Annotated in this window: 19 protein-coding genes, 1 tRNA gene and 6 pseudogenes; 8 read left to right on the top strand and 18 right to left on the bottom strand. The window is 67.7% G+C overall.

Annotated elements, in window-relative coordinates; genetic code table 11:
• From ASD25_RS31525 to ASD25_RS01185, 15 genes and pseudogenes are all read right to left on the bottom strand, one after another.
• Positions 1–302 (bottom strand): NADH-quinone oxidoreductase subunit H (locus ASD25_RS31525; protein WP_369816528.1); only part of this gene is annotated, 302 nt, incomplete at its 3' end.
• Between the two features lie 6 nt (positions 303–308).
• Positions 309–2,268: pseudogene (locus ASD25_RS01240) on the bottom strand (molybdopterin-dependent oxidoreductase).
• The gene (locus ASD25_RS01235; protein ID WP_056614258.1) at positions 2,268–2,765 is read right to left on the bottom strand and encodes a hypothetical protein; all 498 of its coding nucleotides are present in this window, start codon (positions 2,763–2,765) and stop codon (positions 2,268–2,270) included. Before ASD25_RS01235 ends, ASD25_RS01240 begins: the two are co-directional and overlap by 1 nt.
• A gap of 2 nt (positions 2,766–2,767) precedes the next feature.
• Positions 2,768–3,682 (bottom strand): annotated as a pseudogene (locus tag ASD25_RS01230) (NADH-ubiquinone oxidoreductase-F iron-sulfur binding region domain-containing protein); the annotation flags it as partial.
• Position 3,683: 1 nt separating this feature from the next.
• Positions 3,684–4,075 (bottom strand): annotated as a pseudogene (locus ASD25_RS30070) (NADH-quinone oxidoreductase subunit F); the annotation flags it as partial.
• Between the two features lies 1 nt (position 4,076).
• Positions 4,077–4,241, bottom strand: a pseudogene (locus ASD25_RS33005) (NADH-quinone oxidoreductase subunit F); the annotation flags it as partial.
• Between the two features lie 2 nt (positions 4,242–4,243).
• Positions 4,244–4,477: a hypothetical protein gene (locus ASD25_RS01225; RefSeq protein ID WP_056614254.1), complete on the bottom strand. Its 234-nt coding sequence runs from the start codon at positions 4,475–4,477 to the stop codon at positions 4,244–4,246.
• Positions 4,477–4,743 (bottom strand): hypothetical protein, encoded by a 267-nt coding sequence (locus ASD25_RS01220; protein WP_056614251.1) that lies wholly within the window; start codon positions 4,741–4,743, stop codon positions 4,477–4,479. Before ASD25_RS01220 ends, ASD25_RS01225 begins: the two co-directional genes overlap by 1 nt.
• Positions 4,740–5,402, bottom strand: a complete 663-nt coding sequence (nuoE, locus tag ASD25_RS01215; protein WP_056614248.1) for an NADH-quinone oxidoreductase subunit NuoE — start codon at positions 5,400–5,402, stop codon at positions 4,740–4,742. The genes ASD25_RS01220 and nuoE overlap by 4 nt, the downstream gene beginning before the upstream one ends.
• Positions 5,402–5,590: a hypothetical protein gene (locus ASD25_RS01210; protein WP_056614244.1), complete on the bottom strand. Its 189-nt coding sequence runs from the start codon at positions 5,588–5,590 to the stop codon at positions 5,402–5,404. Before ASD25_RS01210 ends, nuoE begins: the two co-directional genes overlap by 1 nt.
• Positions 5,587–5,988, bottom strand: a complete 402-nt coding sequence (locus tag ASD25_RS01205) for a hypothetical protein (protein WP_056614241.1) — start codon at positions 5,986–5,988, stop codon at positions 5,587–5,589. The genes ASD25_RS01210 and ASD25_RS01205 overlap by 4 nt, the downstream gene beginning before the upstream one ends.
• Positions 5,985–7,171, bottom strand: a pseudogene (locus tag ASD25_RS01200) (NADH-quinone oxidoreductase subunit D). Before ASD25_RS01200 ends, ASD25_RS01205 begins: the two are co-directional and overlap by 4 nt.
• On the bottom strand, positions 7,171–7,785 hold the full coding sequence (locus ASD25_RS01195; RefSeq protein ID WP_056614826.1) for an NADH-quinone oxidoreductase subunit C: 615 nt from the start codon (positions 7,783–7,785) through the stop codon (positions 7,171–7,173). Before ASD25_RS01195 ends, ASD25_RS01200 begins: the two are co-directional and overlap by 1 nt.
• Before the next feature lie 23 nt (positions 7,786–7,808).
• Entirely contained in the window at positions 7,809–8,450 is a 642-nt protein-coding gene (locus tag ASD25_RS01190; protein ID WP_369816527.1) for an NADH-quinone oxidoreductase subunit B family protein, read from the bottom strand.
• Entirely contained in the window at positions 8,420–8,797 is a 378-nt protein-coding gene (locus ASD25_RS01185; protein WP_056614238.1) for an NADH-quinone oxidoreductase subunit A, read from the bottom strand. The genes ASD25_RS01190 and ASD25_RS01185 overlap by 31 nt, the downstream gene beginning before the upstream one ends.
• A 222-nt stretch (positions 8,798–9,019) precedes the next feature.
• Between ASD25_RS01185 and ASD25_RS01180 the strand changes: the two genes are divergently transcribed.
• The 4 genes from ASD25_RS01180 (at position 9,020) to ASD25_RS01165 (ending at position 12,955) form a co-directional block, all read left to right on the top strand.
• Positions 9,020–10,648 carry an AbgT family transporter gene (locus ASD25_RS01180; RefSeq protein WP_056614235.1) on the top strand — a complete coding sequence of 543 codons (1,629 nt, stop codon included), beginning with the start codon at positions 9,020–9,022 and terminating at the stop codon, positions 10,646–10,648.
• Positions 10,649–10,748: 100 nt separating this feature from the next.
• A tRNA-Asp gene (locus ASD25_RS01175) sits at positions 10,749–10,825 on the top strand.
• A gap of 127 nt (positions 10,826–10,952) precedes the next feature.
• Complete coding sequence (locus ASD25_RS01170) at positions 10,953–11,327, top strand: BlaI/MecI/CopY family transcriptional regulator (RefSeq protein WP_056614232.1); 375 nt, start codon at positions 10,953–10,955, stop codon at positions 11,325–11,327.
• Entirely contained in the window at positions 11,324–12,955 is a 1,632-nt protein-coding gene (locus ASD25_RS01165; protein ID WP_056614231.1) for a M56 family metallopeptidase, read from the top strand. Before ASD25_RS01170 ends, ASD25_RS01165 begins: the two co-directional genes overlap by 4 nt.
• Positions 12,956–12,983: 28 nt before the next feature.
• Here ASD25_RS01165 and ASD25_RS01160 read toward each other — a convergent pair whose 3' ends face one another.
• Positions 12,984–13,346, bottom strand: a complete 363-nt coding sequence (locus tag ASD25_RS01160; protein ID WP_056614228.1) for a hypothetical protein — start codon at positions 13,344–13,346, stop codon at positions 12,984–12,986.
• Positions 13,347–13,549: 203 nt separating this feature from the next.
• On the opposite strand from ASD25_RS01160, the pseudogene ASD25_RS33000 reads away from it, so the two are divergent.
• From ASD25_RS33000 to ASD25_RS01145, 4 genes and pseudogenes are all read left to right on the top strand, one after another.
• Positions 13,550–14,058, top strand: a pseudogene (locus tag ASD25_RS33000) (DEAD/DEAH box helicase); the annotation flags it as partial.
• A 42-nt stretch (positions 14,059–14,100) separates the two neighbouring features.
• Positions 14,101–15,183, top strand: a complete 1,083-nt coding sequence (locus ASD25_RS01155; protein WP_369816533.1) for a helicase-related protein — start codon at positions 14,101–14,103, stop codon at positions 15,181–15,183.
• A gap of 43 nt (positions 15,184–15,226) precedes the next feature.
• Positions 15,227–16,282 (top strand): diguanylate cyclase, encoded by a 1,056-nt coding sequence (locus ASD25_RS01150; protein WP_056614225.1) that lies wholly within the window; start codon positions 15,227–15,229, stop codon positions 16,280–16,282.
• Between the two features lie 36 nt (positions 16,283–16,318).
• Positions 16,319–17,107 (top strand): 1-acyl-sn-glycerol-3-phosphate acyltransferase, encoded by a 789-nt coding sequence (locus ASD25_RS01145; RefSeq protein ID WP_056614222.1) that lies wholly within the window; start codon positions 16,319–16,321, stop codon positions 17,105–17,107.
• On the opposite strand, the gene ASD25_RS01140 is transcribed toward ASD25_RS01145, so the two are convergent.
• Together ASD25_RS01140 and ASD25_RS01135 are read right to left on the bottom strand one after the other, a co-directional pair.
• The gene (locus ASD25_RS01140; protein WP_056614217.1) at positions 17,097–17,465 is read right to left on the bottom strand and encodes a TfoX/Sxy family protein; all 369 of its coding nucleotides are present in this window, start codon (positions 17,463–17,465) and stop codon (positions 17,097–17,099) included. The genes ASD25_RS01145 and ASD25_RS01140 overlap by 11 nt on opposite strands.
• Complete coding sequence (locus ASD25_RS01135; RefSeq protein WP_056614202.1) at positions 17,465–18,271, bottom strand: MetQ/NlpA family ABC transporter substrate-binding protein; 807 nt, start codon at positions 18,269–18,271, stop codon at positions 17,465–17,467. The genes ASD25_RS01140 and ASD25_RS01135 overlap by 1 nt, the downstream gene beginning before the upstream one ends.
• Positions 18,272–18,280 lie beyond the last annotated feature (9 nt).

Raw genomic sequence — 18,280 nt, 5'->3', positions numbered from 1 at the left:
ATGGCCGCCCAGGCGATGAAGGCCAGGATGAAGGTCAGCAGCGGCGCCAGCAGGAAGACCACCTTGTCGGCGCCCGCCGGCACGATGATTTCCTTGAGCACGAATTTGAAGAAGTCCGCGAACGACTGCAGCAGGCCGAACGGGCCCACGACGTTCGGGCCTTTGCGCATCTGCACGCCGGCCCAGATCTTCCGGTCCGCCAGCAGCAGGAAGGCCAGCGAGATCAGGATGCCGACGGTGACGAGCAGAATCCCGCCGATGGTGGCGAGGGTCCAGCCGAGCGGGGTGGTCCAGAAATCCATCGGGCCTTACTCCGCCGCCATGGCGACCGGAGCAATCCGCAGGGCGGACAGCTCGGCCATGGTCACGCTGGCGCGCGTGATCGGGTTGTTCAGATAGGGGTCGCGCACTGACGAGGTGAAGGCCACGTCGCCGAGATCGCCCTTCTTGCCCAGCGAACCGGTGTCGAACGACGCGGCGGCCGGCAGATAGTCGATGCGGCCGAAGGTCGGATGATCCGCCATCAGCTTCGAGCGCAGGGCGTCCAGCGTATCGTACGGCAGGGTCTGGCCGACCCGGGCCGAAAGGGCGCGCAGGATGGCCCAGTCCTCTTTCGCCTGGCCTTTGGGGAAGACGACGCGGTCGGCCATCTGCACCCGGCCCTCGGTGTTCACATACAGGCCCGACTTCTCGGTATAGGCCGCGCCCGGCAGGATCACGTCGGCGCCGTGCGCCCCGCGGTCGCCATGGCTTCCCAAGTAGACGCGGAAGGCGTCCGAACCCGTCGGATCGACCTCGTCGGCGCCCAGCAGGAACAGCACGTCCAGCGCGGCCGGCTTGAGCATTTCGGCGGCCGTCTTGCCGCCGGTCGCGGGAACAAAGCCCATGTCCAGACCGGCGACGCGCGAGGCGGCGCTGTGCAGGACGTTGAAGCCGTTCCAGCCCTCAACGACCGCGCCGATCTTCTTCGCCAGTGCGCCGACGGCGTTCAGCACGGCGGGGCCGCTGGCGCCGGCCAGAGCACTGCCGCCGACGATGATCGCCGGACGCTCGGCCCTGGTCAGGGCGTCGATCGCCGCCTTGGGCAGTTTGGACAGCGTCTTCGAACCCGCGCCGAGATAGCTGTATTCATAGGTCAAATCGGCCTTTTCGCCGATCACGCCGATCTCGGCCTTGCCCGCCAGCCAGGTCTTGCGCAGGCGGGCGTTCAGCAGCGGGGCCTCGGTGCGCGGATTGGCGCCGATCACCAGAACGGCGTCGGCGTTCTCGACCCCGGCCAGACCCGAGTTGAACAGCCAGCTCTCGCGCGGACCGTAGCCCAGCGCCGACCCGTCCTGACGGCAGTCGGTATTGGCCGATCCCAGCGCGCGGAACAGGTCCAGCGCCGCCTTCATCGATTCCGCGTCCTGCAGGTCGCCGGCGATGACGCCGATCCGGTCGGCCGCAGCCGCCTTCAGCTTCTCGGCCACAACGTTCAGCGCCTCGTCCCACGAGGCGGGGCGCAGCCTGCCGTTCTCGCGCACATAGGGCTGGTCCAGCCGCTGACGCTGCAGGCCGTCGACGGCGTAGCGGCTGACGTCCGACAGCCACTCCTCGTTGATGCCCTCGTTGACGCGCGGCAGGATACGCATCACCTCCGCGCCCTTGGCACGGCCGGTGGGTCAGGGCGCCGACGGGACACAGGTCGTTGACGTTGCCCGACAGCTCGCTGTCGATGTTCTTCTCGAGATAGGTGGTGATCTCGGCGTCCTCGCCGCGCGAGATCATGCCGATGTCCGGCACGCCCGCCACCTCGGTGATGAAGCGGACGCAACGCGTGCACTGGATGCACCGCGTCATGAACGTCTTCACGGTCGGGCCCATGTTCTTTTCTTCGACCGCGCGCTTGTTCTCGGCATAGCGCGAGCCGTCGCGGCCATAGCCGACCGACTGGTCCTGCAGGTCGCATTCGCCGCCCTGGTCGCAGATCGGGCAGTCCAGCGGGTGGTTGATGAGCAGGAACTCCATCACCCCTTCGCGCGCCTTCTTGACCATCGGGGTGTCGGTGAAGATCTCCTGCCCCTCGGCGGCCGGCAGGGCGCACGACGCCTGCGGCTTCGGCGGTCCGGGCTTCACCTCGACCAGGCACATGCGGCAGTTGCCGGCGATCGACAGTCGCTCGTGATAGCAGAAGCGCGGAATCTCATGGCCCGCCTGTTCGGCGACCTGCAGCACGGTCATCCCGGGCTGGAATTCGGTTTCTACGCCGTTGACCTTGGCGACGGGCATCAGCGGGCCTCTTGCTCAGCAGCCACGGAATACTCTTCCGCAGTCGTGCTCCCATCCGGGAGCGTCGTGTTGATGGTGATGGCGTCGCCGTCAAGGACGAAGCGCGTCACGGGATCGCCGGACTGGTTCATCCAGCGGTCCTGTTCGGGGTTGGTCGCGCCGACCTGCTTCCAGGTGATGATGTCGCCGTCGACCCGGCACTGGGCCCGGCGGCGTCCGCCGTCGACCGGCGCCCGCCACGAAGCGTTGACGATCTGGCCTTCCAGCCCGTCGATCTCGATGGCCGACAGGTTCTGGCCGTGGATCGCCGCCAGTCCGGCCTTGCAGACCCCGCGGAGGTCGGCGGCGTTCAGAACCACCGGCACGCTGGCCTCGGCGTCGGACGCCGGGTTCACGGCCGAGACCTTCTCCGCCGGCGTCGGCGCAGGCGCGTCAGCCCGCTCACCGCAAGCGGCGAGGGCGAAGACGGTCCCGAACATGACGGCCAGTGCGCGCATGCCTACTCCGCCGCGATCGCGTGGCCGGCGAAGTTCGCGCGGCGGCTGCGGTAGGAGGAGATGCGCTCCTCGATCTCGTGACGGAAGTGCCGGATCAGGCCCTGCACCGGCCAGGCCGCGGCGTCGCCGAGGGCGCAGATGGTGTGGCCCTCGATCTGGGTCGAGACCTCCAGCAGCATGTCGATCTCGGACGGGTCGGCCTCGCCGACGGCCATCCGCTCCAGCACGCGCCACATCCAGCCCGTGCCCTCGCGGCAGGGCGTGCACTGGCCGCAGCTCTCATGCTTGTAGAAATAGCTGATGCGGGCGATGGCGCGCACCAGATCGGTCGACTGGTCCATGACGATCACAGCCGCCGTGCCGAGGCCCGAGCGCATGTCGCGCAGGCTGTCGAAGTCCATCAGCGCCGTCTCGGACATCTCGCGCGTGATCCAGCAGCTGCTTCAGCGGGATCGACATCGCCTCTTCGACATTGCACGGCCGGTTCACGTGGCCGCTGATGGTCATCAGCTTGGTGCCGGTGTTGTTCGGACGGCCGAAGCCGGCGAACCACTCGGCCCCGCGGCGCAGGATGGTGCCCACGACCGCGATCGACTCGACGTTGTTCACTGTGGTCGGGCAGCCGTACAGGCCCGCGCCGGCCGGGAACGGCGGCTTCAGGCGCGGCTGGCCCTTCTTGCCTTCCAGCGACTCCAGCAGGGCCGTCTCTTCACCGCAGATGTACGCCCCGGCGCCGTGGTGGATGTAGACGTCGAAGTCCCAGCCATGGACGTTGTTCTTGCCGATCAGCTTCGCCTCATAGGCCTGCTTGACCGCCGTCTCCATGCGCTCGCGTTCCAGCACATATTCGCCGCGCAGATAGATGTAACAGGCGTGCGCCTGCATCGCGAAGCTGGCGATCAGGCAGCCTTCGATCANGTGATGCTGTTGTAGATGCGCAGCGGAGCCTCGCCGTCCTCCATGCGCTCGCGTTCCAGCACATATTCGCCGCGCAGATAGATGTAACAGGCGTGCGCCTGCATCGCGAAGCTGGCGATCAGGCAGCCTTCGATCAGCAACTGCGGATCGTGGCGCATGATCTCCCGGTCCTTGGCGGTCCCGGGTTCGGATTCRTCGGCGTTGACGACCAGATAGTGCGGCCGGTCCTTCACCTCCTTGGGCATGAAGGACCACTTCAGCCCGGTCGAGAAGCCGGCGCCGCCGCGTCCGCGCAGGCCCGAGTTCTTGACGTTGGTGATGATCCAGTCCCGACCGAGGTCGAGCATGTCCTTGGTCGCGTTCCACGCGCCGCGCTGCTTCGCCCCCTCCAGNCAGGCCCGAGTTCTTGACGTTGGTGATGATCCAGTCCCGACCGAGGTCGAGCATGTCCTTGGTCGCGTTCCACGCGCCGCGCTGCTTCGCCCCCTCCAGACCCCAGTCCTGGAGTCCGTACAGGTTGGTGAAGATGCGATCCTTGTCTTCGAGGATTCCGACCATGGTCAGTTCAGGTCTCCGCGCCGGTCATCGGCCTGGCTCAGTTTCTTGCGTCCGAGGATGAAAAGGGCGGCTCCGGCCAACACCATCACGCCTCCGACGATCGTCACCACATCCATGCCCTCGCCGAGCACGCCGGCCCAGCTCGCAATGGCCAGGGCGGCGCCGGCGATCATGTCGAACACGCCCATCTGCACAAACATGCGGCCCACGGCCGATGGATCGTTCTTCGCGGCCATCACCCCTCCTCCCGCATACGCTGGCGGTGATAGCGGGTGCGCATGAAGATGGCGCCGAGCATCAGCGCCCAGCCGAACGCCAGGGCGCCGTAGCCGGCCCACAGCACCATCTGGCCCGCTCCGCCCGCATAGGACGAGCCCCAGACGGCGATGGCGCCGAGAATGACTAGGGCGAACCCGGCCAGCCGCTGGCTGCGCCCGACAGCGCGCAATTCGGCGCGGTATTCGGCGACCTTGGCGTCGTCGTTCAGATCGGGGCGGCTCATGCGACCACCGGATCGCTGTTGGGCAGCTTCTTGATCTTCTTCGCCGCCGAGCCGTCATACAGCTTCGGGTCGGTCAGGGTCAGGGCGCCGCCTTCCGGCTCCGAACTGGCGCGGCCGACGCGCGAGCCGGGCTTGGGCTTCTTGCCGGCGGCGAAGTCGTCGATGACCTGCGCCATCGTCTCGGCCGTCAGGTCTTCGAAATAGTAGTCGTTGATCTGGGCCATCGGCGCGTTTGCGCAGGCGCCCAGGCATTCGACTTCCTGCCACGTGAAGCGGCCGTCGGCGCTCAGCGTGTCCTTGGGCCCGATCTTCTTCTTGCAGACGTCCATCAACTCGCCCGAGCCGCGCAGCATGCAGGGCGTGGTGCCGCAGACCTGGATCAGGGCGGCCGTGCCGACCGGCTCGAGCATGAACATGGTGTAGAAGGTCGCGACCTCCAGCACCCGGATGAACGGCATGCCCAGCAGTTCGCCGATGGCGCGGATGGCGGGCTCGGGGACCCAGCCTTCCTGCTTCTGGACCAGCCACAGGATCGGGATTACCGCCGACTGACGGCGGTTCTCTGGATATTTGGCGATCCACCAGTCGGCCTTGGCCTTCGTCGCCTTGGAGAAGGCGAATGAGGCAGGCTGTTCCTTGGCGAGACGACGAACGCTCATCAGACTTCCATTTCAGAGGCGACGACGCCTTCGCCCATCATTTTCTTGCGGATAGTCAGCACCTTGTGCTGGCCCTGGCGGCTGAGCAGGAAGTTGTGCTTCCACGTCTCCCCGCCGCTATCGGTCACCGTATAGCCGACCACCGACCAGCCTTGCCGGACAGCGTCGCTGAGAGGTTTCTCGCTCATCGCGCCCTCCCCAGCCAGCGGCCCAGACGCTCGCTCCACACGGCGCGGTCGGCGTTTCTCAGATCGCGCGACAGCCAGGCCATCGGCGGCAGGAACCGCACGGCCATCTGCCCCGCGAAGATCGCGCCGCTCATCCACACCACCGAGCGCAGATTGGCCTCCCAGAAGCCCCTGCCCTCTTCCAGATAACCCAACCGGTATGCGCCGCGCACCAGCGTCACCCCCGCCAGACCGGGCGCCGCCACGACGGCGCTGGCCAAGGCGAACTTCAGCCCGCCCATGATCGCGCGTCGTTTCGGCGAGAACACGATCTGCACGCCGACGGCGAACGTCAGCAGCGCGGCGAACCAGATCGCCTGCGTCGTGGTGAACACCGGATCGGCGGCGAACGCACTCACCGGTCGACTTCCCCGAACACGATGTCCAGCGAGCCGAGGATAGCCGACACGTCAGCCAGCATGTGGCCGCGGTTCATCCAGTCCATGGCCTGCAGCGAGCGGAAGCCCGGGGCCGAGATCTTGACCCGGTACGGCTTGTTGGTGCCGTCCGAGACCAGATAGATGCCAAACTCGCCCTTCGGCGCCTCGACCGAGGCGTAGACCTCGCCCTCGGGCGTGCGGAAGCCTTCGGTGTAGAGTTTGAAGTGGTGGATCAGCGCTTCCATCGAGCGCTTCATCTCACCGCGCTTGGGCGGGACGACCTTGTTGTCCTCGGTCATCACCGGCTCGCCGGGGCAGTTGCGCAGCGATGCGGCACAGGTAACGGTCCCAGCAGTCGCCGTTCTTGCCCACGGCGATGTCGAACTCGAGATCGGCGTAGCATTCGTACGGCTGCGACTTGCGCAGGTCCCACGGAATTTCCGAGCCGCGCAGCATCACGCCCGTGAAGCCCCAGTCCAGCGCCTGCTGTTTCGACACCACGCCGATGTCGACGTTGCGCTGTTTGAAGATGCGGTTCTCGGTGACSAGGGACTCGATGTCCTTCAGCGCCGCCGGGAATTCGGCGCACCAGCGGCCGATGTCGTCGATCAGGGCGTTGGGCAGGTCCTGATGGACGCCGCCGGGCCGGAAATAGTTGGCGTGCAGACGGGCGCCCGAAGCGCGCTCGTAGAACACCATCAGCTTCTCGCGTTCCTCGAAGCCCCACAGCGGCGGCGTCAGGGCGCCTCAGCAGGTGGCTCAGGATGCGGCCGATCTCGGAATACAGCACCCGGATCAGCTGGGCCCGGTAGGGCACCTCGACGCCTAGCAGCTTTTCGATCGCCAGACAGAAGGCGTGCTCCTGGTTCATCGGCGCGACATAGTCGAGGCGATCCAGATACGGCACGTTCTGCAGATAGGTCCGCGCCTCCATCAGCTTCTCGGTGCCGCGGTGCAGCAGGCCGATGTGCGGATCGACGCGCGTCACCAGCTCGCCGTCCAGCTCCAGCACCAGACGCAGCACGCCGTGGGCGGCCGGGTGCTGGGGCCCGAAATTGATCGTGAATTTGCGGTCGTCCAGGGCGCGGGCGTGGTCGGTCAGGCCGTCGTCGAAGACGTCGGTGGCGCCGATCGGCAGCGGGGTGTTGTGTCCGTCAGCCATCAGGCCTTGCTCCCCGCCAGCCCTTGCGCCTTCTCGTCGCCCGGCAGGATGTCGAGCGGATACTCCGCGCCCTCCCACGGGGACAGGAAGTCGAAATTGCGGAATTCCTGGGTCAGTTTGACGGGTTCATAGATCACCCGCTTCTGCTCCTCGTCGTACCGGACCTCGACATAGCCGGTCATCGGGAAGTCCTTGCGCAGCGGATGTCCCTGGAAGCCGTAGTCGGTCAGCAGCCGGCGCAGGTCCGGATGACCCTCGAACAGCATGCCGTACATGTCGAACGCCTCGCGCTCGAACCAGTCGGCGCAGGGGAAGACGCCCACGGCGCTGGGCACCGGCTGGACCTCGTCCGTCGTCAGCTTGACCCGCACCCGCGCATTCCGCGTCATCGACAGCAGGTGATAGACCACCTCGAACCGCTCCTTGCGGTCCGGGAAGTCCACGCCGCACAGATCCAGCAGCTGATGGAAGCCGAACCGGTCCTTTAGCGTCGTCAGCACCTCGATGATGCTGGCGCGGTCCGTGATCAGCGTCAGTTCGCCGAACGCCACCTGCGCCTCGACGCCCAGCGCCCCGACCATCTCCGCGCCCAGCGGCGTGAGGGCGGTCTCCATCTCTTCCATACGGGCGAGCGCGTTCATCGGTCGATCGTCCCCGTCCGCCGGATCTTCTTCTGCAGCTGCAGCAGCCCGTACAGCAGCGCCTCCGCCGTCGGCGGGCACCCGCCACGAACGACACTGTAACTATAGTGATAATACCCGCCACCGTTGGCGCACGAACCCATCGAAAGCACGTAACGCGGGTCCGGCATCTGGTCGTATACTTTACGAAGTGCGGGAGCCATCTTGTTCGTCAGGGTGCCGGCCACGATCATCAGGTCGGACTGGCGCGGGCTGGCGCGCGGAGCCATGCCGAAACGCTCCATGTCGAAGCGAGGCATCGAGGCCTGCATCATTTCCACGGCGCAGCAGGCCAGACCGAACGTCATCCACATCAGCGAACCCGTCCGGGCCCAGTTGATGACGTCGTCCAGAGAGGTGGTGATGAAGCCGCGCTCGCCCAGTTCGGCGTTCACCGCCTCGAAGAATTTGTCGTGGATGGCCGGATCATAGCCCTCCACCGACGAACGGGCGCCGGTGTTGAACATGGTCGTGCTCATCGGCCCCGGCAGGCGCGAGGACGCGCCGGGAGCCACAGGCGAGCTGCCCTGGTTGCCCACGCCGATCAGCGGGACGTTGTTCGTGGTCGTCACTCCCATTCGAGCGCGCCCTTCTTCCATTCGTAGATGAAGCCGACGGTCAGCACGCCCAGGAAGATCATCATCGACCAGAAGGCGAACACCATGCCCGCGCGCGACAGGTCGAACATCGACACCGCCCACGGGAACAGGAAGGCCACTTCCAGATCGAAGATGATGAAGAGGATCGACACCAGATAGAACCGGACGTCGAACTTCATCCGCGCGTCGTCGAACGCGTTGAAGCCGCACTCATAGGCCGACAGCTTCTCGCTGTCGGGATTCTTCGGGGCCAGAACCCAGGCCGCCAGCATGAAGCCGACGCCGAGAACCGCCGCGATCCCGAGAAAGATCACGATCGGCAGATATTGGAGCAGGAATGCGTTCATCCGGGGGGACCTCGTCCGCCACAGAGGGAGGGGCGGATTCGGCGCTTTCTAGACCGGGAGCCGCGCCCGTTCAAACCCCCGTTCAAAGGGTTGGGACGAAAGGTTTTTATTGAGAACGGTTCGCAGATTTCCGGACAGCATGTCGCAGGCCCGACGGCTTGTCTCGGGGGCCCCCGTCCCGCCCTATGATCCGCTGACTTCAAGACCGTCCGGGAGAGACGCATGACCATTGGAACACGGGTGCTGAACGGCATCGAGCGCATCGGCAACCGGCTGCCCGATCCCGTCTTCCTGTTCCTCTGGCTCATTGGCGGACTGATCGTCCTCAGCCTCGTCGGCGCCGGCCTCGGCTGGTCGGCCGTTAATCCGGTGACGGGCGACACCCTGAGGGCCGAAAGCCTGCTGTCGCCGGAAAATCTCGCGCAACTGATCATCGGCATGCCGTCGACGCTGACGAACTTCCCGCCGCTGGGGATCGTGGTCACCATCATCTATGGCGCGTCGGTGGCTGAACGCAGCGGCCTGTTCGTCACCGCCATCCGGGGCGCACTGCTGAACGCGCCGCGATTGATCCTGACCCCGATGATCGTGATCACCGGCATGGTCTCGCACCACGCCTCGGACGCCGCCTATGTCGTGGTCATTCCTCTGGCGGCCGTCATGTTCGCCGCCGTCGGCCGGCACCCGCTGGCGGGGCTGGCCGCCGGTTTTGCGGCGGTCTCCGGCGGCTATGCCGGCAATCTGTTTCCAGGCGCCCAGGACGCGCTGCTGCTTGGCATCACCGAGCCGGCGGCCCATCTGATCGACCCGTCCTATTCCGTGAACATCGCCGGCAACTGGTTCTTCATCGTCGGCGTCGTGCTGGTCTTCACCCCCATCGTCTGGTTCATCACCGACCGGATCATCGAACCGCGTCTTGGCCCTTGGAAGCCGGACGGCGTGGCCGCCCCGACGGCCGAAGAGAAGACCCTGCTGACCGCAAACGAAAAGCGCGGCCTGGCCTTCGCCGGCCTGACCATCCTCGCCATGATCGCCGTCTGGGCCGCGATCACCGCCCTGCCCGGCTCGCCCTTCATTGATCCGGAGGCCGATCCCCAGCAGCGTTTCAACCCGCTCTACAAGTCCCTCGCCGCCTTCTTCGCCCTGACCTTCTTCCTGTCGGGCGCGGCCTTCGGCGTCGGCTCGCGCAGCGTGACCAGCCACCGCGACCTCGTCCGCATGATGCGCGAGGGCATCGTCCAGCTGGCCCCCTATCTGGTGCTTGTCTTCTTCGCCGCGCATTTCGTGGCCATGTTCAACTGGTCGGGTCTGGGGCCGATCCTCGCCATCAACGCCGCCGCCGGCTTGCAGCAGATCAACCTCCCTGCCCCGCTCCTGTTGATCAGCGTCGTGCTGGTCTCCTGCTTCTTCGACCTGTTCGTCGGCTCGGCCTCGGCCAAGTGGTCCGCGCTCGCCCCTATCGTAGTGCCCATGTTCATGCTGCTCGGCATCAGCCCCGAAATGACCACGGCCGCCTACCGGATGGGCGATTCGGTGACCAACATCGCCACGCCCCTGATGAGCTATTTCGCGCTCATCCTGACCTTCGCCCAGCGCTGGGATCCGAAATTCGGTCTCGGCTCCCTGATGTCGACCATGCTGCCCTACGCCGGCGCCTTCCTCGTCGCCGGCCTGACCATGGTGGCGCTGTGGGTCGCCCTCGACCTGCCGCTGGGGCCCGGCGTCGGCGTGCACTATACGCCGCCGCCTCCCGCGGTCGCCGTCCAGCTCCCCGTCGACGGCGGCATCGTCGGCCCGGTCGCGCCGCCCGAGGCCGCCGCCGTCGCGGGTCCGGGGGTCGCATCGCGATGATCTTCGAATTCCTCTCCGGACGCGCTTGACAGTGCGAGCCGCCCCCGCCTAAACGACGCCCCTCGCCGCGACGCACCAATCAGCGCCGCGGCCGGGATACGCGGGTGTAGCTCAGTTGGTTAGAGTGCCGGCCTGTCACGCCGGAGGTCGCGGGTTCGAGTCCCGTCACTCGCGCCACGCCCCCACATCCTCACAAGCAGCGACATTACCGCGGTTTCATCCCCGCGCCCCGATCTTGCCTTTTTCTGCTACAAACGTAACACTACAGATGTAGCAACCTGATTCAGCAAGGACACCGGCCGGCATGATCGAGACCCTTCCCCGGCGCGAACGCGAGGTGTTCGAGATTCTGTGCCGACTGGAATCGGCCACGGCGTCGGCGGTGCGTCAGGCCATGGCCGGCTCGCCCAGCGACTCGGCGGTGCGAACCCTGCTGACCCGGCTTGAGGCCAAGGGCCTCGTCGATCATCACAATGAGGGCGCGACCTATGTCTATGCGCCCGTGCCCAACCCCGAAGCCGTCGCCGCCGGGGCCATGAACCGTCTCGTGGACACCTTTTTCGCCGGTTCCGCCGCCAGCGCGGCCACGGCACTGCTGGGCCTGACAAAGAAGCTGAAGCCCGACGAACTGGCCGCCCTTGAGCGCGCCATCGAGAACGCCCGGGAGCGTGGATCGTGATCGCCCTCCTCCTGTCCCTGCTGATCAAGTCCGGCGTCGTCGCCGGGCTGGCCCTGTCGGCCGTCTGGCTGCTGAGCGGACGGCCGCCCTCCGAGCGCGTGGGTCTGCTCCGCGCCGCCGTCGTCCTGCTGATCGCCCTGCCGGTGATCGCACTGGCTGGTCCCGACCTGACCATCTGGCTGGCCGCAGCGCCTGCGGCCGTCTCCGCGGAGCCGTTCGTCCCACCGATGACCGGAAGCGCCGCCACCGCAGCGCCGTCCTTCTCCCTGCCCGGCATACCGACATGGATCGCTCTCGGGTGGGCGGTCGGCGCCGGCATCCTTCTCGCCCGCTTCGTTCTCGGTGTGCTGACGCTCGCCCGCTGGACCCGAAGCAGCGAGGTCGTGTCAGACGCCGCCTGGACCGCGCCGCTGGCCCGACTGGGCGGCAAGTCCGCCCCGCGCCTGCTGGCGACCCGCCGCCTCGCCTCGCCGCTGAGCTGGGGCGTCCCCCCCGGCGTCGTCCTGATCGGCGCCGCCCAGCTCAAGCAGCCGCGCGACGCCGAGGCGATCCTGGCCCACGAGCTCGCCCACATCCGCCGGCGCGACTGGCTGTTCCTCGCCCTGTCCCGGGTCGCCACCGCCCTGTTCTGGTTCAATCCGCTGGTCTGGCTGCTGCAGGCCGAGCTCGGCCGCCTGTCGGAAGACGCCGCCGACGCCGAGGCCCTGCGCCATGTCGAACCCGAGGCCTACGCCCGCACCCTGCTGGGCATGGCGTCCGATTTCACCCCCGTAGCCGCCACCGGCATGACCGGACCGGCCCGTTCCCTCGCGAAAAGGATCACCAAGGTCATGACCCAACGCCGTCCCGCCTCGCCCCGCCCTCTCGCGATGATGGTCGCCGTCGGCGCCCTGCTGGCCGCCGCCACGCCTCTGGCCGCCGTCGAACTGTCGGTGCGGGAAGAGCGGATCGCGCCCCTTCCGCCGCTTCCGCCCTTGCCGCCGCTGGCTCCGGCCGCACCGCCGGCTCCGCCCGCTCCGCCATCCGGCGTCGACCTCGTTGCGCCTCCCGCTCCGCCCCAGGTTCCCGCGCCCCCCGCCCCGCCCGAGGCTCCGCAGGTCGCCAACCGTGGTGGGACCTACCTCTACGATTCGGACGAAGCCCTCACCGACGAGCAGCGGACCGCCGTGGCCGCCGCGCGCGAATCCGCCGTCCACGCCCGGGCTGCGGCCCGCGAGGCTCGCGCCCAAGCGGCGCAGGCCAGGACCATGGCCCGCGCCAACGCCGACATCTCGCGGCATGCCGAGCGCACGGCTGTCCATGCCCGCGCCGTGGCCGAGCACGCAGCCCAGGCCCGCGCTCATGCCGAACAGGCCCGGACACAGGCCGCGCGTCATATGGCCGAAGCGCGTGTCCAGATGCGCGCCGGGGCTGACGAGATGGAATCAGGCGCGCGGAACATGCGCGAGGAGGCCCGCAAACTTCGCAACCCGGCCTATCGCGCCGAACAGATCGAACGCGCCCGCGAGCGCGGCCAGACGGTTACCGATCAGCAGCTGCTGGACGCCATCCCGCGCATGGAGGAAGGCGCGGATCGTATGGTCGAAGGCGCCGCCCGCATGCGCAATCAGGGCTCCGACCCGGCCTGAAACGCAGTCACCGTCCCGGCCGGCCGCCCTAGGGCTGTCGGCCCGCGACCAGAACGTTCTGCACGCGACGGCCCATCGGGTCCCGCGACTGCCAGGTCTGGCCGACGGTGGCCTCGACCATGGTGGTGCAGAAGCGCGGCACCAGCATATAGGGCCGGATATGGGTCAGGCAGACGCGCTCGCCGCTGACCGACCAGCGGGCGGCCAGCCGACGGCCGTCCGAGAACTGCGCCGAATAGGTGCCGTCCGGGTTGAACCAGTGCTTGACCCAGCCCCCGTCCGGGTAGCGAGAAATGACCGTATTGCCGAAGGCGGACTCCATGTCCGCCCGGGCCGGCCCGGCGAACAGGCATGCGACCGCCAGGGTCGCGACGCAAAGCGTACGCAGCATACTGGTCCCTCAAATACCCTTCCCGACGCGGACTATTAACAATCGTTCACGCGAAGCCAACCCCCGTTCACCCGGCGCACGAATAGTTGACTCTGGCGTGGGGGCTTCTATATCCCGCCCACGTTCGGGACAGGATTGGCGAATTCGCGCCGCCCGCTCGCCCAGAGATTCAGGGCGGTTCCGCGACATCGCACGACGGCCCGATGCGCGGGACGTCCTTCTTCCAGTCTCAAGGACCTATGACCGAATTCTCCCAGCTGGGCCTTTCGCCCACGACTCTCAAGGCCGTCGCCGACACCGGCTACACCACCGCCACCCCCATTCAGGCCCAGGCCATTCCGGTCGCCCTCGCCGGCCGCGACGTACTGGGCATCGCCCAGACCGGCACCGGCAAGACTGCCGCCTTCACCCTGCCCATGATCGACCGGCTGTCGTCGGGCCGGGCCAAGGCCCGCATGCCGCGCGCCCTCGTCCTGGCCCCGACCCGCGAACTGGCCTCAGCTGGGCCCTGCTGATCGGCGGCGTCTCCATGGGCGACCAGGTGACCCTGCTGAACAAGGGCGTCGACGTCCTGATCGCCACCCCCGGCCGCCTGCTGGACCTGTTCGAGCGCGGCAAGGTGATGCTGAACGGCGTCGAGATCCTCGTCATCGACGAAGCCGACCGCATGCTGGACATGGGCTTCATCCCCGACATCGAGCGCATCTTCAAACTGACGCCCCCGCGCCGCCAGACCCTGTTCTTCTCGGCCACCATGCCGCCCGAGATCACCCGGCTGACGACCCAGTTCCTCAAGGACCCGACCCGGCTGGAGGCCTCGCGCCCCGCTGCTACGGCCGACACCATCACCCAGTATCTGGTCCGCATCCCGACCAGCGATCCCAAGGCCAAGCGCGCCGCCCTGCGCGCCCTGATCGGCCGCGCCGACGTGCGCAACGGCATTGTCTTCTGCAACCGCAAATCCGAAGTCGACGTCGTCGCCAAGTCGCTGAAGCAGCACGGCTTCGACGCCGCGCCGATCCACGGCGACCTCGACCAGTCGCTGCGCATGAAGACCCTCGCCGCCTTCCGCTCGGGCGAGCTGAAACTGCTGGTCGCCTCCGACGTCGCCGCGCGCGGCCTGGACATCCCGGACGTCAGCCACGTCTTCAACTACGACGTCTCGCACCACGCCGACGACTACGTCCACCGCATCGGCCGCACGGGCCGCGCGGGCAAGCTGGGTCAGACCTTCATGATCGTGACGCCGGCGGATGACCGCTCGCTCGACAAGGTCCTGAAGCTGATCAAGATGGACCCGCTCCCGCCTCGCGCGGCGGCGATTCATCCGACAAGCCGGCCCGCGGCCGCAGCCGTGGTTCGCGCGGCGAGCCCAAGGCTGAAACCGCTCCGGTCGCCCCGGCTGAAGCCGCCACCCCCGTTGAGGCCCCCGCCCCCGTCGAGGCTTCCGCTCCTGCCGCCGCCGAGCCCGCCGACGGCGCGCCGCCCGCCCGCCGCTCGCGCAGCCGCCGCAGCGCCAAGCCGTCTGCTCCGGTCACGGAAGCGCCCGCCGTCGAAGCCCGCGCCGCCGAACCCGAGCGCAGGCCCGCCGACCGCGGACGCTCCGCTCCGGCTCCCGCCGCGAAAGAGCCGTCGGAACGTCCTGTGCAGGAAACCCACCTGCGTCAGTCTGACCGCCGCGGCGATCGCGCCGACGCCCAGCCGGAACGCTCGAACGGCCGGCCGTTCGGAGAGGGTGACGTGCCCGCCTTCCTGCGCCGCCCGGTTTCGATCAAGGCCTGAAAGGCCATCCGCGCGCCAGTTTAACCCGGCGTTACGAACCGCGGGCGTAGCTTGACCGGACAGGATCGCCGCCCCGGCTTGAGCCTGGAGACGCGTGAATGACGGCCAAGGTCGAAACCACCCTGCGAGGTCCGCAAGCCTATGGGCTCGCGCGCCGGGTCGTCGACGAGATGGAAGCCGCCGGCGTCTGGCCCACGCCGCTGAACTTCGAACTCTGGACCCACGCCCTCGGCCAGCCCGAAGGCGCACTTGCCGGCGAGATCCAGCGCATGACCGCGGCCGGCGAGCCCTTCACCGAAGCCGTCACCGACGCTCTGGCGGCGCAACACTTGCCGCGCGGCCGCCTGACGGACCAGATCCGCGACGCCGGCCAGGTGCTGGACCGCGAACTCTCCAGCGTTTCCAGCGTCATCGCCGAGGCCCACCGATCACAGGCCGCCTACGGCCAGACGCTCGAACAGGCCGCCACCAGCATCGAGGCGGCGGCGGGCGGCGACGGCCTTCAGACGATCGTCTCGGACCTCACCAGCGCCACGCGTCAGGTCCAGCACGAGACGGAATCGCTCGAGAAGAAGCTGGAAGTCTCCACCCAGGAAGTGGTGCGCCTTCGCGAGCATCTGGAACTGGTCCGCCGTGACGCCATGACGGACGCCCTGACCGATCTCGCCAACCGCAAGGCGTTCGACGAACATCTGGCCGCCGCCTGCGACAAGGCCGAGAGCAGCGCAGCGCCCCTGACTTTGGCCGTGTTCGATATCGACCACTTCAAACGGTTCAACGACACCTGGGGTCACCAGACCGGCGATCAGGTCCTGCGCTATGTCGCCAGCGTGCTGGGCCGCACCGCCGCCAGTCCGCGCTTCGCCGCCCGCTTCGGCGGCGAGGAGTTCGCCATCGTCTTCCCGTACGAGAGTTCCGCCATGGTCGAGACGGCGCTCAAGGGCGTCCTGGCCGAGATATCCTCCCGTTCGCTTCGCCGCCGCTCGACCAACGACGATCTGGGCGCCGTGACGGTGTCCGCCGGCTTCGCCGTCCGCCGCAGGGGCGAGACTCCCGCCGCCTTGCTCGAGCGGGCCGACGCCGCCCTCTATGCGTCCAAGCGCGGCGGCCGCAACCAGGTGTCCTGCGCCGAGCGGCTGGCCAAGGCCGCCTAGGCTTCCCCGACCGCCGATTCACGCCATAGTCGCCGGATGCGCAGCCTCGCCTTCAACATCGCCTACTGGCTCCTGTCGATCGTCTACACCCTGGGTGCGGCCTTCGCCGCCCTGACCCCCGGTCGAGGCGCGACGCAATGGATCATCCGCCGCTATGTGAAGCGCATGGTTCAGGCCATGAGGCTGCTGGCCGGCATCCGCATCCAGGTGCGGGGCAAGGAACGGCTCCCGACGGGGGCCTTCATCATCGCCTCCAAACACCAGAGCTGGGGCGACGGCTTCGCGACCTACGACCAGTTCGACGATCTGGCCTTCGTGACCGGCGACCATCTGGAGAAATTCCCGCTGCTGGGCACGGTTCTGCGCAAGCTGGGCGCCATCGTGGTCAACAACTGCGGCGGACGCGAAGCCCGGGAGGCGCTGAAACACCGCTCGGCCGACGCCCACGCCGCGGGCCGCAAGATCCTGATCTACCCCGAGGGCAATCTGGCCAAGGTCGGCGAGAAATTCCGCTACCGCTCGGGCGTCTGGCACATGTACCGCGACTTCGACATGCCGGTCGTGCCGCTGGCCACCAACCTCGGCCTGTTCTGGCCGCAGGAGGAATTCCGCAAGAATCCGGGCACGGCCACGCTCGAGTTTCTCGATCCGATTCCGACCGGCCTCGGCAAGGATGAATTCCTCGCCCGGCTGGAAGCCGTGGTCGAGGACAAGACCTCGGAACTGGTAGCGGAGGCCACGGGCCAGACGGCCGCGCCGGCTGTGCGGGTGCTCGCCCCCGACGAGGCGGCCCGAGCGGCGAAACTCGCGGCCGCTACAGCTTAGGCCTGGGCTTTCGCGGCTTCTTCGCCGCGGCCTTCCTCAAGGCGGCGTCGATCGACTGCCGCGCCCAGTCGACGGCTTCGTCCGCATCATCCAGCGCGCTTTCGGGCAAGGACCAGTAGGCCATGGTCATCTCCTTTCCGTCCTTGGTCGGAAAGGTGAACTGCCGGGCTCCCGCGGCCTGCAGCACCGGCGCATTGATCTCGTCGGCCTTCAGCCAGACCACGCCGTCGTCCAGCAGGGCGAAGATCAGGCCGTGGGAATAGACGGCCGCCCCGCCGAACATCCGCTTGATCTCGATCGGGCCCAAGGCGGCGAAATGCTCGCGCACCCATTCGCCGAAGTCGGGGTCGTAAGCCATCAGGCGGCCGGAATGACGGCGCCGTCGTAATTCGCGGCGATGAAGTCCTTGACCGCCTGGCTGCGCAGCATGGCCGCCAACGCCACGATCCGGGGATCGGACCGATTGTCGGGCCGCGCCACCAGATAGTTCACATAGGGGCTGTCGGCGCCTTCCAGCACCAGGGCGTCCGTCTTCGGCTTCAGTCCGGCGTCCAAGGCGTAGTTGGTGTTGATCACCGCCATGTCGACCTGGTCCAGGACCCGCGGCAAGGTCGCCGACTCAAGCTCGCGGAAGCGCAGGTTGCGGGGGTTGTCGACGATGTCGCGCAGGGTCTGCAGCGGATTGGCTGGATCCTTCAAACGGATCAGCCCGGCCTTTTGCAACAGGATCAGCGAACGCCCGATCGAGGACGCGTCGTTCGGCACCGCCACCTCGGCCCCGTTCGGCAGTTGGTCCAGCGACTCGAAGCGCCGCGAATAGGCGCCCAGCGGCTCGACGTGCACGCCCGCGACCGTGATCAGATCGGCCCCGCGCGAAGCATTGAACTCATCGAGGTAGGGCTTGGTCTGGAAATAGTTCACATCCAGCCGGCGCTCCATCAGCTGCGTGTTGGGCTGGACGTAGTCGTTGAACACCTTGATCTCGATCTGCAGCCCTTCCTCGGCCAGCAGCGGCTTGATGTGCTCGAGGATTTCCGCGTGCGGCACGGCGGTGGCCCCGACGATCAGCGGCGCATTGGCGTCGGCCTTCTTCGCGGCTCCCTGCCCGCAGGCGGCGAGCACCAGCGAGGCGGCGGCGAGGGTCAGGAGCGAGCGGCGGAGCATGGGCGGGCC

This window comes from Brevundimonas sp. Root1423, from assembly GCF_001426805.1.
Note: the sequence above shows the minus strand (reverse complement) of the source record. Positions and strands in the feature narration are given on the sequence as shown.

Coding starts and splice junctions, on each gene's coding strand:
- ASD25_RS01155 (WP_369816533.1), top strand. CDS start 14,101: ATGCCGCCCGAGATCACCCGGCTGACGACCCAGTTCCTCAAGGACCCG.
- ASD25_RS01150 (WP_056614225.1), top strand. CDS start 15,227: ATGACGGCCAAGGTCGAAACCACCCTGCGAGGTCCGCAAGCCTATGGG.
- ASD25_RS01210 (WP_056614244.1), bottom strand. CDS start 5,590: ATGAGCGAGAAACCTCTCAGCGACGCTGTCCGGCAAGGCTGGTCGGTG.
- ASD25_RS01235 (WP_056614258.1), bottom strand. CDS start 2,765: ATGCGCGCACTGGCCGTCATGTTCGGGACCGTCTTCGCCCTCGCCGCT.
- ASD25_RS01185 (WP_056614238.1), bottom strand. CDS start 8,797: ATGAACGCATTCCTGCTCCAATATCTGCCGATCGTGATCTTTCTCGGG.
- ASD25_RS01160 (WP_056614228.1), bottom strand. CDS start 13,346: ATGCTGCGTACGCTTTGCGTCGCGACCCTGGCGGTCGCATGCCTGTTC.
- ASD25_RS01190 (WP_369816527.1), bottom strand. CDS start 8,450: ATGGAAGAAGGGCGCGCTCGAATGGGAGTGACGACCACGAACAACGTC.
- ASD25_RS01195 (WP_056614826.1), bottom strand. CDS start 7,785: ATGGAGACCGCCCTCACGCCGCTGGGCGCGGAGATGGTCGGGGCGCTG.
- nuoE (WP_056614248.1), bottom strand. CDS start 5,402: ATGAGCGTTCGTCGTCTCGCCAAGGAACAGCCTGCCTCATTCGCCTTC.
- ASD25_RS01145 (WP_056614222.1), top strand. CDS start 16,319: ATGCGCAGCCTCGCCTTCAACATCGCCTACTGGCTCCTGTCGATCGTC.
- ASD25_RS01180 (WP_056614235.1), top strand. CDS start 9,020: ATGACCATTGGAACACGGGTGCTGAACGGCATCGAGCGCATCGGCAAC.
- ASD25_RS01170 (WP_056614232.1), top strand. CDS start 10,953: ATGATCGAGACCCTTCCCCGGCGCGAACGCGAGGTGTTCGAGATTCTG.
- ASD25_RS01225 (WP_056614254.1), bottom strand. CDS start 4,477: ATGGCCGCGAAGAACGATCCATCGGCCGTGGGCCGCATGTTTGTGCAG.
- ASD25_RS01140 (WP_056614217.1), bottom strand. CDS start 17,465: ATGGCTTACGACCCCGACTTCGGCGAATGGGTGCGCGAGCATTTCGCC.
- ASD25_RS01220 (WP_056614251.1), bottom strand. CDS start 4,743: ATGAGCCGCCCCGATCTGAACGACGACGCCAAGGTCGCCGAATACCGC.
- ASD25_RS01135 (WP_056614202.1), bottom strand. CDS start 18,271: ATGCTCCGCCGCTCGCTCCTGACCCTCGCCGCCGCCTCGCTGGTGCTC.